Below are 17,419 nucleotides of genomic sequence, written 5' to 3' on the forward strand. Positions count from 1 at the left end.
TAATCCCTTCGAGATGAATTGAATATTTTATTATGTTTATTATAGTTCGTTTGTTCTTATTTCTCTGAAGAAATAAGGTCTTGTATTTATAAAATATTCAACAATAAAAAAATAGGAAATAGCTCTAAATACAAATTTTATACATTTAAAGACGAGTGCATAATCCATTTTTATCATAACTACATATACTATATCAGCCATTGCAGAAAAAACAATGGCTATTAAGATATTATTAAAGCAGAGGTTATTTATCACTAAATAATTATAGGTGCAAATTGAAATTAAGAAAGTTAGCACAGTTCCATACACAACAATAGCAATAGAATATTTCATATCTTCAAAATCCAATCCATTTAGTAAAAAATAGGTTAAAATCATTAAAAAAAAGGTTCCTAGTAACGAGAAATTAAAAGCTTTTTTATTAAAACCTATCTTCTTTGTTTCTTTAATTGTTAAAAAAAGAAGTAATAGATAGGGAAATAAATCCAATCCCATATTAAAGAATTGAATAAACTCTAGGTTAAATAACGTGAGTGCATCTGTAAAAAAGTAAACTATAAATATAAGTGATACGTATAATATATTTTGCTTTTCTTCTACAGCTAAATAACGAGCTATTAAGGCAGGTATAATGATTGGTCTACAAATAATTAATAAAAATTCATTATCTAATACCATGGCTATAACGGATAAAAAACAAGCTACTAGATATACATATAATGGTGCATTCTTTAACATAACATTGTATTAAACTCTTCTTCTGATAAAATAGTGATTCCTAATTGTGTTGCCTTTTCTAATTTGGCAGGTCCCATATTATTTCCTGCTATTACATAATGCGTTTTTGATGAAATACTACTTCCTACTTTTCCTCCATTATTTTCTATTAACTGTTTTAATTCGTCTCTTGAAAATTTTTCAAATACTCCTGATATTACAAAAATTTTTCCTTTTAGTAGATCTGATATTATCTCGGAGTCTGTTTCTGATAATTCTAGTTGTATTCCATAATTTTTTAAACGATTTAAGATCGTTAAATTATCTTCATTTTCAAAAAATTCTATTACACTTTGCGCTATCTTAACTCCTATTTCATCTACAGTAATCAACTCTTCTAATGTTGATTTTTGAAGATTTTCGATTGATTTATAATGTTTTACTAATTTTTTAGCTACTGTTTCTCCTACGTATCGAATGCCTAATGCGTATAATACTCGTTCAAAAGTAGTTTCTTTAGATTTCTGTATACCTGCTAATAAATTATCTGCTGATTTCTCTGCCATTCTATCCAAAATAATTATTTGATCTTTTTTAAGATCATATAAATCGGCATAGTTCGTAACTAATTTATTTTTGAATAATAATGCTACGGTTTCTCCTCCTAGACCTTCTATATCCATGGCTTTTCGGGATATATAATGTTGGATTCTTCCTATTATTTGAGGAGGACATCCATAATAATTAGGACAATAATGTTGTGCCTCTCCTTCTTTTCTAATTAATTCGGTTTGGCATTCTGGACAGTGTGTTATATAGATTGTTTTGTTTGAACTTGGGGATCGTTTTGATTCATTTACACCTACAATTTTAGGAATAATTTCTCCTCCTTTTTCTACAAAAACTTCGTCTTCTATTCTTATATCTAATTTTTCTATTTGATCTGCATTATGCAGAGAGGCTCTTTTTACAATTGTACCTGCTAATTGTATTGGTTCTAAATTAGCTACTGGTGTAATAGCTCCCGTTCTACCTACTTGATAGGATATTGAATTTAGTTTTGTTTTTACTTGTTCTGCTCTAAACTTATAAGCTATTGCCCAACGTGGCGATTTGGCAGTATAACCTAGTTCTTCTTGTTGATCTAAATTATTTACTTTTATTACGACTCCATCTGTTTCATAGGGCATTTCGTGACGATGAATATCCCAGTATTCTATAAAATCAAAAACCTCTTGCATAGAGAAAGCTAATTTGGATTGTACAGGTACTTTAAATCCCCAATTTCTTGCTTTTTCTAAACTTTCAAATTGTGTTCCGATAGGTAAATTATTGCCTATTAAGGAATATAATAAGCAATCTAATGGTCTTTTTGCTACTTCTGAACTATCTTGTAATTTTAAACTTCCTGAAGCTGTATTTCGAGGATTTGAATAGGGCGTTTCTCCTATCTCTATTAACTCTTGATTCATTCGTTCAAATCCAGCAAATGGCAAAATAATTTCGCCTCTGATTTCAAACCTATCAGGAAAGTCCCCTTGAAGCGTTAAAGGAACTGTTTTAATCGTTTTAATGTTGTGGGTTACATCATCTCCCTGAAAGCCATCACCACGTGTTACTGCACGCAATAGTTTTCCATTTTCATAGGTAATACTTATTGAAGCTCCATCATACTTAAGTTCGCATGTATACTGAACAGGAGTGTTACCTAATATTTTTTGTATTCGAGTTTCCCAATCTAAAAGATCTTCTTTTGAATAAGAATTATCCAAAGAATACATACGATATTCATGCTGAATCGTTGTAAAATTTTTTGTTATAGATCCTCCAACACGTTGAGTTGGAGAACTTGGATCATTATATTCGGGATGTTTTTCTTCTAGATCTTGTAGTTTTTTTAGTTTTATATCAAAATCGTAGTCTGATATAGTGGGATTATCTAAGATATAGTAGTTATAATTATGTTGATTTAGTTCGTTTCTAAGGGCTTGTATTTCTGAAAAAACATCCATAAAAAAAGGCTATTAAAGTAATAAAATACTAAAGTAGCCATTTAATTATAGTAAAGCAAAAAAATTACTCAATGATCCCATTTATTTGCATATACAGCTGTCCATCACTTAATATGGCTCCTTGTTCTATTAACTCAAATAATTCGTTATTACGTTCTTTTGTATATTCTTTTTTTCCACGCAGGAGCTCTACTTTTTCTGTAAATAAATGATCTCCTAACCATTTTAATCCTTCATTAGTTAAAAAATCCACCTCTATGTTGAGAGCTTTAATTACAATGGTTTGCATAAAGTATTCTTGGCAATGAAACAAAAAGATATGTCTTTTTGAAAAATGTTCTATAAATTTAGCATTTTTCAACACTCCTTCCCAAATTAGATCGGAAAAAACATCTAATTCTTGTTCTGCCACTTCAGTATTATTTACTTTTAACTGATCCCATTCTACTTTATCAATTTGTTGAGTAGCCAAAAAATTGGCAAATTCCTGATGTAGGGAATCAAATTGTTCTTTGGTAAGTCTCTTATATTTCAAATTAATAAAATTTAGTTATTTATAATAAAAATAAAAAAAAGTCCCAAAAGGGACTTTAAAAATATTATTTTTTTTTAAAATTAAGCTTGTTCAGCTATAATTTCAAATGGTAATTCAACGATAACTTCGCGGTGTAAACGAACAGTAGCGGTATATTTACCAATTCTTTTAACTACACCAGAAGTAATGAATTTTTTCTCGATAGCCTGACCATTTTTTTCTAAAACTTGTGCTATATCAGCATTTGTTACAGATCCGAATAATTTTTCACCACCTGCTTTAGCTGTAATTTTAATATCTAAAGCTTTAATAGCTTCTGCTTTAGCTTTAGCATCTGCTACTATTTTAGCTTCTTTATGAGCTTTTTGCTTTAAGTTTTCAGCTAAAACTTTTTTTGCAGAAGGAGTAGCTAATACTGCAAATCCTTGAGGAATTAAGAAGTTACGACCATAACCAGGTTTAACTGTTACGATATCATCTTTAAATCCTAAATTTTGAACGTCTTGTTTTAAGATAAGTTCCATGTTGTTGTCCTTTTTGTTTTAGAAGTTAGGTTCCTTTCGGAAACCAACAACTTTTTTGTTAGTTATTATTTTAATAAATCGGCTACGTATGGCATTAAAGCTAAATGACGAGCTCTTTTTACCGCTACAGACACTTTTCTTTGGTATTTTAAAGAAGTTCCTGTTAAACGACGAGGAAGGATTTTACCTTGCTCGTTTACAAATTTTAATAAGAAATCAGCATCTTTATAGTCTATATATTTGATTCCTGATTTTTTGAAACGACAATATTTTTTTTGTTTGTTCGTATCAATGTTTAAAGGCGTTAAATATCTGATATCTCCGTCTTTTTTTCCTTTTGCAGATTGTTCAATTGTAGACATATCAATTAAGCTTTTTTAGTTTTTAACTTCTCTCTTCTTCTCTCAGCCCAAGCTACAGCGTGTTTATCTAAACTTACTGTTAAGAAACGCATAACGCGCTCATCACGTCTGTACTCGATTTCTAAACCTGCTAAAACTTCACTAGAAGCTTCAAATTGGATTAATTGATAAAATCCAGATTTTTTGTTTTGGATTTCATACGCTAATTTTTTTAATCCCCAATCCTCTTTAGCAACAATCTTAGCACCTTTTGAAGTTAAAAAATCTTCAAATTTGCTTACTGTTTCCTTTACCTGAGTTTCAGATAAAACGGGATTCAAGATGAAAACAGTTTCATAATGATTCATAGTAATAAAATTTATTTGTTATAAAATTGGGTGCAAAATTAGTGATATTATTTAAAACAGCAAATATTTTATTACACTTTTCGACGAAATGACTGATTTTCACGAAAATAATTTGACATTTAAAAAAAATAAACTATTTTTAACCGTCCAATCTATTTTAAACTGTTTCCCATGAAGTTGAATTGTATTGTCGTAGATGACAGCTCTATCCAAAGAATTTTAGTTACGAAACTAGTAGAAGCTCACCCAAACTTAAATTTAGTTGGTGAATTTTCTAACGCGGTTGAAACGAAAGGTTCTTTAGCTATAAATGAAGTAGATTTATTGTTTCTAGATATAGAAATGCCTATCATTAATGGTTTTAACTTACTAGATGGTTTAAAAGAAAAACCACAAATTATTTTTATTACAGCTAAGGCAGAATATGCACTAAAAGCTTTTGATTATGAAGCTACAGACTATCTACAAAAACCACTCACCAAAGAACGTTTTAACATTGCTGTAAAAAGAGCTATGGATTTACACATGCTTAGAAAAGATCATAATGCTGAAGAAGAAGGTGAACATATTTATATCAAAAGTAATTTAAAAAAACTAAAAGTATATACTGCTAAAATAAAGTGGATTGAAGCTTTTGGTGACTATGTAAAAATAGTTACAGAGGAAGACAGTCATCTTGTTCTGTCTACTATGAAATCTTTTGAAAAAGATCTTTCAAGAGAAAAATTTGTTCGTGTTCATAAATCATTTATTATTAACATTGATAAAATAGAGAAATTCAATAGCAAATTTGCTGAAATTGGCGTTACAAAAATCCCTTTAAGCCGTAACAAAAAAGAAGAGTTAATGCGTGTACTAGAAGCATAATACTTAATTTACATCTACATTAACTCCTACCTTTATGGCTTTATAAATAGGAACTGCTTCAAAACTATTCAGTATCTTCTGAATAGTTTTTTTTGTATTACCCAAATGCTTGTCCTGCGGAATCTTTACTAAAATAGTTCTTATATATTCATTTCTAATTTTACCAATTGGAGGTTCTTCAGGACCTAACACAGGCATTTCTAAATTTTGTTTTATTACCTGATATAGCCACATAGACCCTTCTTTTAATTTTTCAAAATCCTTATGTTTTAAAGTTAACTTTATTAATTTATAAAAAGGCGGATATTTATATATATGTCGTTCATACAACTGTTCTTCATACATCCCTAAATAATTATGATCTGTAACTTGTTGTATTGTATTATGCATAGGATTATAACTTTGTATAACTACTTTTCCTTTTTTTTCGCTTCTACCTGCTCTACCTGCTACTTGCGTCATCATCTGATAACTTCGTTCATACGCTCTAAAATCAGGAAAATACAACATGTTATCCGCATTTAAGATCCCTACCAATGATACATTATCAAAATCTAATCCTTTAGCTAACATTTGAGTTCCTACCAAAATATCAATTTCTCTATTTTTGAAGCTGTCTAATAAACGTTCAAATGAATATTTACCCCGAGTTGTATCTTGATCCATTCGTTTGACATTTTTAGTTGGAAATAGATTTGCTAATTCCATTTCTATTTGTTCTGTCCCAAAGCCTTTAGAAGTTAGATCAATACTTGAACAAGCATGGCAGTTGGTTGGTTTTGCTATATTATAACTACAATAATGACAGCGCAATTGATTTTTAAATTTATGATACGTTAAACTCACATCACAATTTGGACACTGTGGAATATGTCCACAAGTCATACATTCTAAAACAGGAGAATATCCTCTTCTATTTTGAAAAAGAATAATTTGTTCTCCATTGTACAATGCTTCTTGTATTTTATCAATCAATATTTGGCTAAAATGCCCTGTCATTTTTTTTCGAAAATAATTATCTTTTAGATCCACTAAAATAATTTCAGGTAAAACGGCATTTCCAAATCGTTCAAAAAGTTCTACTATTCCGTATTTTCCTTTTTGCGTATTATAATAACTTTCGATACTAGGCGTAGCTGATCCTAAAACAACTTTAGCTTTTAATTGATGGGCTAAAACTATAGAAGCATCTCTAGCATGATAACGCGGTGCTGGATCTATTTGTTTATAGGTTTGCTCGTGTTCTTCATCTACAATAATGAGTCCTAATTTTTGAAAAGGCAAAAATAAAGCGGATCTAGCGCCTATTACTACTTGTGCTTTTTCTGAATTTACGAGTACATGATTCCAAACTTCTACTCTTTCATTATTTGAGTATTTAGAATGATAAACAGCTACTTTATTTCCAAAATGTTTGGTTAATCTTCCTACCAATTGAGTTGTTACTGCTATTTCAGGTAGTAAATAAAGAACTTGTTTTTCTTGTTTTAAATATTCTTCTATAATTTTTATATAAACTTCTGTTTTTCCTGATGCGGTTACACCATGTAACAAGCTAACTTCTTTGGTTTCTAAACTTTCTAAAATGTTTTTATACGCTTCTTCTTGAGCATCACTCAAATTAATCTGCTTTTGTTCTGTTTCAACAAAAGATATTCGATCTTGTTTTAAAAAATATTCTTCAAAAATTTGTTTGTCTACTAAAACTTTTAGAGTATTGGCCGTTATTCCTGAAAACGTAAGTAAATCTTTAGCAGCAATTGGTTTTTTTTGAGTCGCCATGAGTTGAAAATAACTCAAGACCAATTCTTTTTGTTTTTGTGCATTTTTAAGGATTTGTAATAATCCTTCTAACTGACTAGGTTCATTATAGTGTGCTATTAAACGGACGTATTTAATTAATTTGGGTTTATATTCTTCAATCATTTCTTCTTGAAGAGTTAAAATACCCTTATCCAATAGAGATTGGATAACAGGAAAAACTTTCTTTTTATTAAGAATTGCGGTGACTTCTGATATTTTTAAAGCCGTTTGATTGGAAAGTGCTTCTACGATCAAAAATTCGTCATCTGATAAATCCGAAGTATTCAGAACTTCTTTTTTTGCAGTAATTATGGTTTCACTTTCTAATATTAATGCAGATGGTAATGCTGCTTTGTATACTTCTCCCAAAGAACACATATAATAACTGGCTATCCATTTCCAAAATTCTATTTGAATAGTTGTTATAACAGGATTTTCATCTATAATTTGATGAATTTCTTTAGCTTCGTATAAAGTTGGTGCTATATGATTTTTACCAATTGTCAGACCTGTATAGAATTTGGTTTTACCGAAAGGCACAGCTACACGCATACCTATTTTTATAAAAGAAAATTCCGCTTCCGAAACTTCATAGGTAAAAGTTTGCGGAAGCGAAATAGGTATAATAACTTCTATAAAGTAACGCATGAATTAGTTTCTTATCCAAGTTTGGGAACGTCCGATAAGAGAAATTCCCATATAACCTCTTACGGTTAAACGATCTTTACCATTTAATTTTATAAAACATTTATAAATATTTCCTGATTCTGGATCTGTAATATTTCCTCCATTATACTCCTCTCCGTCTTTCTCAAGACCTTTAATAATCAACAAACCTAAAATGGGTTTATTTTTGTCAGAACCCTCACATTTTTCACATTTTCTATCGCGTTTTGCAGGATCTAAGATTTCAATTACTTTACCAAATACTTTCCCATTTGATTCAAAAATTTCAACTACCGACTTTGCCTTACCTGTTTTATCATCAATGGTTTTCCATTTTCCAAAAACAGATTGAGCGTTCATTTGTAAACAACTTAATAATAAAGTTAAAAGTGCAATTTTTTTCATTTTATTTTATTTTTTTTAGTTTTCGTATGGAGGCATCTAATTCAAAACCTAACAATAAGACCATACAATTGATCCAAAGATAAAAAAGGAATACTAAAAGTGTACCTATTGAACCATAAAGTTCATTATATTTTGAAAATTTAACAACCCATATACCAAAAAAGTAAGAAGATACTACAATTAATCCTGTTGTAAAAACAGTACCAATTGTAATAAGTCTCTTTTTTTTAGACTGTTTAATACCATATTTAAATAAAACAGCGGTTGCTAACAAGATCATAATGATGACAAAAGAATATCGTCCCATTTCTATCAACGAAATTTTATCAGAAACCCTTGAGCTCAGAACATCTTGTATAATGGTTTTTTGAATAATTATTTCTAAAAATACAATGGCTGATATTGTTATAATTAAAATAGTAGTAAGTATTAATGAAATAAGAAGTGCTACAAAATATTGTCTAAAATAAGCTCTTTTTACGGTTACATGTAAGGATGTTTCAAAGCCACTCATCACTGCATTTACTCCATTAGTCATTAAAAAAACAGATAAAAACACCCCCCAAGATAATAATCCTGTTTGACTATTATTAAGAATATCTTTTATAATATTTTCAATTGCATCAAAAGTTGTAGGCGGTACATTATCCCTTACAAACAATAAAAAATCATGTTGAAATCCTTTTATAGGGATGTATGGAATCAAGTTTAAGATAAATAAAGCAAAAGGAAACAATGCCATAAAAAAACTAAATGCAATAGCTGCTGCTCTATAACTGATTCCTCCTTGAAGAATCCCTACTAAGTAAAACTCTATTAATTCATAAAACGACAACCCGTTAAGCCAAGGTAGTTTTACATTATCTAAAACAACTATTAATTGTTTTATTAATGGGATTTTCAGAAGTGTTTCTTTCGTATTTTCCATTTTTTTATTTTACAGAAGCGTTATTCATTTATCGGAATTCAATATTATTAGCTATCAAACTGCTTTTAGAGATAAATCCATATTGTATACGGAATGTGTTAAGGCTCCTGAAGAAATATAATCTACCCCACATTGAGCATATTCTCGTATGGTTTTTTCATTAATATTACCTGATGATTCTGTTAAACATTTACCATCAATCATTTGAACTGCCGTACGGGTATCTTCAAAATTAAAATTATCAATTAAAATGCGATACACGCCTTCTGATTTTAAAATTTCTTGAATTTCTATCAGATTACGGGCTTCTACTATAATTTTCAAATCTAGGTTATGGGTTAATAAATAGTCTTTTGTTTTAGCTATTGCTGAAGTTATACCTCCTGCAAAATCAATATGATTGTCTTTTAACATAATCATATCATACAAAGCAAAACGATGGTTTTCTCCTCCTCCTATTTTCACAGCCCATTTTTCGCAAGCTCTAAAACCAGGAGTGGTTTTTCTTGTATCTAGAACTTTAGTCTTAGTTCCTTTTAATAATTCTACATAATGATTTGTTTTAGTCGCTATTGCGCTCATTCGCTGCATAGAATTAAGCACTAATCTTTCTGCTTTTAAAATAGATTGAGAATTACCTGTAACGTATAAAACAACATCTCCAAATTTTACTTGAGCTCCGTCTTGAATCAAAACATCTATTTTTAAATCTGGATCTATATGATTAAAAATCATCTGAGCAAACGCTACTCCTGCTATAATTCCTTTATCTTTAACTAAAAGTTTTGCTTTACCCACTTCTGTAGTAGGAATACAAGCTAAAGAACTATAATCTCCTGGTCCTATATCTTCTTTTATTCCTTTAGCTATTATATCTATAAGTTCCTCTTGAAACTGCTTTTCTGAAATCATATTAATCGTATTATAAAGAGGCTAAAAATAATGCAATTTTTGAAAAAAATGAATTAAAAATGAATGTTTCCTTTTTATTTTTAAATAGATTTCTATAGGACTCTTTCATTATCAATTATTTAATTCTTGATTTACTTTATACTTTTATGAATCTAAAATTAAGCTTAAAAGTTTCGTTCTTGAAGTGGTTTAAACTTTTTAAATGTTTTTTGCCTCCTATTTTATCTTTTTATTGATTTTGTAGTCCTCTATATTGTATAAAAAAGCTGAAATATGAAACAAAAGTCTTTATTTTTACTTCAATAAAAAAAGTTTAAATTACTTCATTTTAAATATTCTTATTTTTTATACTTTTTATAGATAAAAATAGTATATCTATATTTTTTTATAAAGTTTAAAAGTATATTAGCTCCATGAAAAATTACCTTTTTAGAGTTGCATTATTTTTTGTAATATTAAAATCTCATTCGCAGTATATTGCTGTCAATGATCAACATGATGCTAATGAGCTGGTATCCATTTTTTTAGGCGGTATAAAGTGCGGCACTGTTTCAAATGTTTCAATAAGTGGTGGTGAAAATTTTGGAATCAAAAGCATTGGTTACTTTGATCGTAATAACACTACTTTTCCATTACAAAACGGTATCATTTTAAGTACAGGTAAAGTTCTAAATGCTATGAAACCTAATACTGGTAACTTATCAGATGGTTCTATATCTTGGCAAGGTGATAATGACTTGATGCAAACATTAAATATTAATAATACATATAATGCTTCTATATTAGAATTTGATTATATTCCTTTTACCAACAAAATTTCATTTGATTATATTTTTGCATCCGAACAATATCTTTCCTCTCCTTCTGCAAACCAATGTGATTATACGGATGGATTTGCTTTTTTAATAAAACCAAACAATGGTAATCAAAGTTATCAAAATATAGCGTTAGTCCCTGGAACTAATATACCCGTAACTGTTCAAACTATTAGAGGTTCTGGAACAATTTGTCCAAAAAATAACGAGTCTTATTTTGATACTTTTAATGGTCTTGATGCTCCAATTACTTTTAACGGTCAAACCAAAATTTTAAAAGCAGAATCCTCTGTAGTAGCAGGTAATTCTTATCATATTAAATTAGTCATTGCTGATCAAGGAAATGAGAAATATGATTCTGCTATTTTTTTGGGAGGTGGTACTTTTCAGAGTGAAACGTTCTTAGGTAAAGATCATACAATAACTACCCAAAATCCTTATTGTAAAGGAGAAAAGGTAGAATTGGATGCCTCACAATACGGAACTAATAATACTTATACTTGGTACAAAAATGATATAGATACAGGAGTTCATACCCCTAAATTCTTAATTACTGATAATACGAATACAAACGAGGTTGAATATCGAGTTGACGTGATGATTAATGGAATTTGTACTTCTAAAGGCCGTATTAAAGTTCAATTTATTAATCTACCTTCTTTAACTCCTCAAAACTTAATAGAATGTGATCTTGATAAGGATGGCAAAGCTTATTTTGACTTAACAAAACTAAATAAAATAATAACTCAAAACGATCCTAATTTAGAAACTGTTTTTTCTGAAAGTGCGAATGGAATCTCTATTACAGATCCAACCCATTATCTTTCTTCTCCTAAAACTATTTTTGTTAAAATAAGTAACTCTTACTGTTCAATTGAAACAACCGTAAATCTTCAACTTTCTTCAATTACTTATACAAACAAAAGCTATACGAAATGTGATGAAGATGACCAAAAAGATGGCTATACTAATTTTCTATTAGATCAAGAATTAATTCCTATTATTTTTTCAAACTCTAACAAACAGGCACCTGTCTTTTTTTATACGAATGTAAGTGATGCTGAAAAAAAGCTTTTCCCTTTAAGCAATATTTTTTTTAATACAATAAAAGATGAGCAAAAAATTTATGCCCGAATAGAACAAAACAATTCTTGTGATGATATAATAGCGATAACCTTGAAAGTAAATTATATCAATCCTGATATTGTAAAAGATACTTATTTAACCATTTGTAAAAATGAAGCGGTAAAAATTGAAGCTCCTACAAATTTTACTCATTATCTTTGGAACACTCTCGATACCAATCCTGATATAACAATCAATAAAAAAGGGATCTATACTGTTACACTTACAGACATACAAGGCTGTCAATTCATTAAAAAATATTTAATTCACGAGTCAGCACCTGCTACTAATATAAATGCGATTATTAACGATTTTTCGGATCCTAATTCGTTAGAAATTGTTTACACCTCTAATGGAGGTAATTACGAGTTTTCTATAGACGGGGTCCAATATCAAAATTCTAATTTTTTTACTAATCTAGAACAAGGAGAATACCATATTTCGGTTAGAGATAAGAATGGATGTGAACCTACACTTTATAAAACAGTTTATATATTAGATTACCCCAAATTTTTCACCCCTAACAATGATGGGTATAATGATACGTGGTACGTTAAAGATTCTAATTTTAAAAAAAATATTAAAGAAATAGAAATTTTTGATCGTTATGGTAAACTCTTAAAACAATTAAATCCTAATCAAGCATGGGATGGAACTTATTTAGATAACAATTTACCTGCTGATGATTATTGGTTTACTATAAAACTATATAATAATAATACTATTAAAAATCATTTTAGCCTTAAACGATAAATGATTAGCTTTGTGGGTTTTTTATTCAATCCCAATGAAGGCAAAATTTTTAATATTATTTCAATTACTTACATTTACAGTAGTCGCTCAATTTAGTAAAACTCATTATTTACCGCCTGTTTCATCTGGTGAAGTAATTGCTGGTGAACAATATATGTATATTTCTACACCGAGTACCTCTCCTGTTAGTTTTAACATTACAGCCTTAGGAGGTAATGTTATAACTGGAACTGTTACAAGAAATTCACCTTATATCCATAAAATAGGTTATGGTAATAATACTCAAGCTCATGTAAGTTCTTCTTTTGCGCATACCATTCTTAAGAATAAAGGTTATATAATTGAAGCACAAGACTTAGTAGCTGTTTCTATAAGAATACGATCAGAAAACAGTTATCATGCTAGTTCTATCGTTTCAAAAGGGATTGCTGCATTGGGTAAGGAATTTAGATTAGGTGCATTTTTAAACGATCGTGTACCGACTTATGATAACTCTCATTATACATTTGCTTCTATTCTTGCTACTGAAAATAATACTCGAATTAAATTTAGTAACATAAAACCGAATACAAGATTAATTAACAATAACGAAGGAAACACCCCTAGTGATATAATTTTAAATAATGGTGAAAGCTTTGTTATTGCCCTAAAAGGATCTAGTTTTCAACCTCGTAATGCTCTTATTGGTACATTAATATCTGCGGATAAGCCTATTGCAGTTAATACAGGTTCTTTTGCTGGTTCTAATGGCGATTCTCAAAATCTAGATATGGGATTTGATCAAATTGTTTCAGCTGAAACAATCAATAGAATTTCCCCTGAAATTATTAATGGAACAGCAGCCAATCCAACAGAATATATTTTTATAAAAAGTGATGGTTGGGATCTTGCTGAAAGAATATTATTAATTGCTCATAAAGACAATACAGAAATTTTTTTAAATAATAGCAATACACCTGATTATATTTTAAATTCAGGAGAATATGTAACAATAAATGGGTCTCAATTTTCAGTAAATAATAATCTATATGTAAAATCTACCAAAAACCTTTTTGCTTATCAATCTGTAGGCTCTCTAAAAGAATATAATGAAAATGGTAGCAAAGACTTTGCTAATCAAGAAATGTTTTTTGTTCCTCCATTAAGCTGTCAAACCCCAAATAATATAAATAATATTCCATTTATTGATAACCTTGGCGATTATCAATTTAATGGTCGGATTACAATAGTAACCAAAGCAGGTGCAATTCTAACCTTTAATATAAATGGTGTTGATTACGATTTAAAAAATCTTCCTAGTAAAGATATATCAGGTCCTAATCCTGTTAGTGGCAATACAAATTATGTTACTTACACAATAAAAAACTTAACAGGCAATCTAGGTGTTTTTTCAACAAACGAGTTATATATTGCTGCTTATGGTAATAATGGAGCTGCTACATTTGGAGGATATTATTCTGGTTTTACCTTCAAACCTGAAATTACTTTGGAAAAAGTATCCTTATCTGCTGATAATTGTATTCCCAATATTAAACTAGCAATAAGTACTGCTTCTTCTTTCGATACTTTCCAATGGCATGATCAAGACGGTCCTATTTTAGGGGCTAACGCAAATACGTATATACCTACTAAACCAGGATATTATAAAGTAAAAGCAAGTATTTCTACTTGTGGTATTTTTTCTCCATTAGAATCTGACAATATTCCCGTTAGTAATTGTCCTGATAACAATAATGGTTTAATTAACGACAATATTGATATTGATTTAGATAATGATGGCATCTTAAATTGTACAGAATCTTACGGAAATCAAGCTATCAATACAAGTCTTAACGCTGGTGTTATCCCTTTTAGTTCAACAAATTATATTACTAAAACAATTATTGATGGCGATAAAACCACTACACCATCAGTGGGTAATCCAAATGGTACCATTATAACCGAAGTTGAAAAAGGCAAACAAAATAGTGTAACGTATCAAATACAATTTGACCAACCCACAAGTATTGAATTAAAATACCCCAACAATATCCAAGTGAGCGAATCTCTAAATGGGGATACAGAATATATAATCAATAGTGATATTAACAGAACTTTAACTATTTTAAATCCAGATAATCAAATTTTAATTGACACCAACTTTGATGGAATCTATGAAAATGGTGTAAAACAATTTTCTTCTTTTGAAATTCGTTTTAGACGCAATAGTACTACTCCTTTACAGTCAGGCTCAGGGACTTTTAAAATAGCAGGAAAAAATATTAACATATTAAAAATCAAACATAAAAATTTATCTGATTTAGTTTCAGCCAAGTCCAGTTTAAATTTAGAAGCCTCTTGTGTACCCAAAGATTCTGATGGTGACACAATTCCTGATAAAGAAGATATAGATAGCGATAATGATGGTATAAGTGATCGTATAGAAGCGCAAAATAATACTCCAATAGCTATATCGAATACAGATACTAATCATAATGGATTAGACAACGCTTTTGAACCTGGATTAACACCATTTGATAACGATAAAGATGGTGTTCCTGATTATCTTGATTTAGATTCAGATAACGATGGAATATTAGATTCCGAAGAAAAAGAAAAAGATTTTGATAACGATGGGATAAATAACTATCGTGACTTAGACGCTGATAATGATTCATGTTTTGATGTAAAAGAGGCTGGATTTATCGATGCCAATACAGATGGTATATTAGGTAATATTACACCTCCTCTAGTAGATAAAAAAGGTAGAGTTATAGGTTTTATAGGATATACAATCCCTAATACTATCTACTTACAATCCGCTCCTATAAGTATAACAGATCAGCCAAAACCGGGTAAAGGATGTCTTTTAGAAAAAACTAAAATTTCTTTAACATCAAACGCTGATACTTTTCAATGGCAAATCTCTACCGATAATGGTGTTAATTGGAATAATTTATCAAACACAGGTAGTTATTCTGGTGTCAATACTTCTGAATTAGAAATAAAAAATTTATCTAACGCAATGACAAATCATTTATTTAGAGTTCAATTAAATCGTTTAGGTAATGCTTGTGATACCTTTTCAGATAATACAGGATTAGTTATATACCCTCTTCCTTCATTAAAAAATAATCAACGATTAATTCAATGTACTGACTCGACAAATGGTGTCGCTCAGTTTAATTTAGATAAAGTTCAAATTTTAATTTCTGATAATTATGCTAATGAAACTTTTAGTTATTTTCATACACAAGCAGGTGCTCTAACAAATGATATTAAGGATCAAATAAAAAATCATGAAACATATACAAATCAAATACAGTCATTAGAAACCATTTGGGCTAGAGTAGTCAATTCTAATAATTGTTTTAATGCAATTTCTTTTGAAATTTATGTATCAACAGCAAAGGCATCCTTCATAATACCTGAAGCTATTATTACAGAATGCGATGATTATTTGGATGCAAATCATGATGATTATGACGGAATAACTTCTTTTGATTTATCTAAAAACTACAACGCTATAACATCTCTATTTAATAATCCTGACATAGAAGTATATTTTTATAAAAATGAAAATGATTATTATCAACAATTTTCAAATGGTAAATCATTAGCTATTGATAAAAATAATTTTAAGTCCTTTAGAAATACAAATAAAGGAGGTGGAGATAAAATATGGGTTCGAGTAGAAAATAAAATAACAAAAGCTTGCTTAGGAATACCGCTACAATTTGAATTAAAGGTAGAAGCTAAACCCAATATTGACACCAACATTTCAGGCTTATCTAATACATACACCTGCACTGACGACCCTGATTTCAATATTACTTTACAATCTGGACTTCCAATAGGAAGTGATCACCAAAATTTTTCTTACGAATGGTCAAAAGATGGTGTTACAATTCCTTTTAATACAGAATCTATTTCTGTAAATCAAATAGGAACTTATAAAGTAAAAGTTATTAATAAAACACCATTAGCTTGTTTCAGAGAAAGGACGATCAAAGTAGCAGAGTCCACCACTGCAATACTTAATGGTAATCCTATCATTCAAGATTTAGTTGATAATAATGCTATTACTGTAAATGTATTAGGTAGCGGCGAATATGTTTTCACATTAGATGATGTAAATGCACCTACTCAAAAAACAGGTCATTTTGATCATTTAATACCTGGTATTCATAGAGTGTATGTCATTGATTTAAATGGATGTAAAATATTAGAAATTCCTTTCTCCATATTAGGATTTCCTGCTTTTTTTACACCAAATAATGATGGTTATAATGATTATTGGAACGTTATAGGTGCTGATTTTATGTTTAACGCTGATGCTAAAATTCTAATTTTTGATCGCTTTGGTAAATTACTAAAAGAAATTTCCCCATCCCAATCTGGATGGGATGGAACTTATTTAGGAAAACCAGTCCCTGCTGACGATTATTGGTTTACAACACAATTAAAAGATGGTAGAATAAGCAAAGGTCATTTTTCTGTTAAGAGATAAATAACAATTTTTAAAGGGCGTCCAAAAGCAAATAATCTTTTTAATAAAAAGTCACTTAATATTAATTATAAAACTCTTCCTTATCATTGAGTTGATAAATTAAGTGTAGATTCTTTACTTTTAGGACCCCCTTTTTATTTTTTGTCCTATTTATAGAAG

13 protein-coding genes are annotated in these 17,419 nt (G+C 29.5%); 3 read left to right on the forward strand and 10 right to left on the reverse strand.

Annotated features, from left to right (window positions below; translation table 11 throughout):
• Positions 1 to 39 precede the first annotated feature (39 nt).
• The 6 genes from NAB20_RS12330 to rpsF all read right to left on the reverse strand — a co-directional run bounded on the left by NAB20_RS12330 (position 40) and on the right by rpsF (position 4,497).
• Positions 40 to 738 carry a hypothetical protein gene (locus NAB20_RS12330; protein WP_127822987.1) on the reverse strand — a complete coding sequence of 233 codons (699 nt, stop codon included), beginning with the start codon at positions 736 to 738 and terminating at the stop codon, positions 40 to 42.
• Positions 732 to 2,729 carry an NAD-dependent DNA ligase LigA gene (gene ligA / locus NAB20_RS12335; protein ID WP_375605204.1) on the reverse strand — a complete coding sequence of 666 codons (1,998 nt, stop codon included), beginning with the start codon at positions 2,727 to 2,729 and terminating at the stop codon, positions 732 to 734. The genes NAB20_RS12330 and ligA overlap by 7 nt, the downstream gene beginning before the upstream one ends.
• 64 nt (positions 2,730 to 2,793) lie before the next feature.
• Complete coding sequence (locus tag NAB20_RS12340; protein ID WP_088394637.1) at positions 2,794 to 3,264, reverse strand: DUF6495 family protein; 471 nt, start codon at positions 3,262 to 3,264, stop codon at positions 2,794 to 2,796.
• A gap of 80 nt (positions 3,265 to 3,344) precedes the next feature.
• Positions 3,345 to 3,788, reverse strand: coding sequence for a 50S ribosomal protein L9 (gene rplI, locus NAB20_RS12345; RefSeq protein WP_105197031.1), 444 nt, complete (start codon positions 3,786 to 3,788; stop codon positions 3,345 to 3,347).
• A 65-nt stretch (positions 3,789 to 3,853) separates the two neighbouring features.
• Positions 3,854 to 4,150, reverse strand: a complete 297-nt coding sequence (rpsR, locus tag NAB20_RS12350) for a 30S ribosomal protein S18 (RefSeq protein ID WP_073311282.1) — start codon at positions 4,148 to 4,150, stop codon at positions 3,854 to 3,856.
• A 5-nt stretch (positions 4,151 to 4,155) separates the two neighbouring features.
• On the reverse strand, positions 4,156 to 4,497 hold the full coding sequence (gene rpsF / locus NAB20_RS12355; RefSeq protein WP_060382383.1) for a 30S ribosomal protein S6: 342 nt from the start codon (positions 4,495 to 4,497) through the stop codon (positions 4,156 to 4,158).
• A gap of 171 nt (positions 4,498 to 4,668) precedes the next feature.
• Here rpsF and NAB20_RS12360 point away from each other — a divergent pair, with 171 nt between their 5' ends.
• A complete protein-coding gene (locus tag NAB20_RS12360) occupies positions 4,669 to 5,364 on the forward strand; it encodes a LytTR family DNA-binding domain-containing protein (protein WP_088392619.1) in 696 nt (231 codons plus the stop codon).
• A gap of 3 nt (positions 5,365 to 5,367) precedes the next feature.
• Here the strand turns inward: NAB20_RS12360 and priA are convergent, their stop codons facing one another.
• Genes priA through nadC form a run of 4 tightly spaced genes read right to left on the reverse strand, consistent with a single transcriptional unit; the run spans position 5,368 to position 10,078 of the window.
• Positions 5,368 to 7,815 (reverse strand): primosomal protein N', encoded by a 2,448-nt coding sequence (gene priA / locus NAB20_RS12365; RefSeq protein ID WP_105197030.1) that lies wholly within the window; start codon positions 7,813 to 7,815, stop codon positions 5,368 to 5,370.
• A 3-nt stretch (positions 7,816 to 7,818) separates the two neighbouring features.
• On the reverse strand, positions 7,819 to 8,238 hold the full coding sequence (locus NAB20_RS12370; protein WP_105197029.1) for a DUF2147 domain-containing protein: 420 nt from the start codon (positions 8,236 to 8,238) through the stop codon (positions 7,819 to 7,821).
• Between the two features lies 1 nt (position 8,239).
• A complete protein-coding gene (locus NAB20_RS12375) occupies positions 8,240 to 9,166 on the reverse strand; it encodes a YihY/virulence factor BrkB family protein (protein ID WP_105197028.1) in 927 nt (308 codons plus the stop codon).
• A gap of 54 nt (positions 9,167 to 9,220) precedes the next feature.
• Complete coding sequence (nadC, locus tag NAB20_RS12380; protein ID WP_105197027.1) at positions 9,221 to 10,078, reverse strand: carboxylating nicotinate-nucleotide diphosphorylase; 858 nt, start codon at positions 10,076 to 10,078, stop codon at positions 9,221 to 9,223.
• A 413-nt stretch (positions 10,079 to 10,491) separates the two neighbouring features.
• On the opposite strand from nadC, the gene NAB20_RS12385 reads away from it, so the two are divergent.
• Both NAB20_RS12385 and NAB20_RS12390 read left to right on the forward strand, forming a co-directional pair.
• On the forward strand, positions 10,492 to 12,771 hold the full coding sequence (locus NAB20_RS12385; protein ID WP_375605205.1) for a choice-of-anchor L domain-containing protein: 2,280 nt from the start codon (positions 10,492 to 10,494) through the stop codon (positions 12,769 to 12,771).
• Between the two features lie 34 nt (positions 12,772 to 12,805).
• A complete protein-coding gene (locus NAB20_RS12390; protein ID WP_375605206.1) occupies positions 12,806 to 17,260 on the forward strand; it encodes a T9SS type B sorting domain-containing protein in 4,455 nt (1,484 codons plus the stop codon).
• Positions 17,261 to 17,419 lie beyond the last annotated feature (159 nt).

It is taken from the genome of Flavobacterium davisii (genome assembly GCF_042182265.1).
GTDB classification, from domain to species: Bacteria; Bacteroidota; Bacteroidia; order Flavobacteriales; family Flavobacteriaceae; genus Flavobacterium; species Flavobacterium davisii.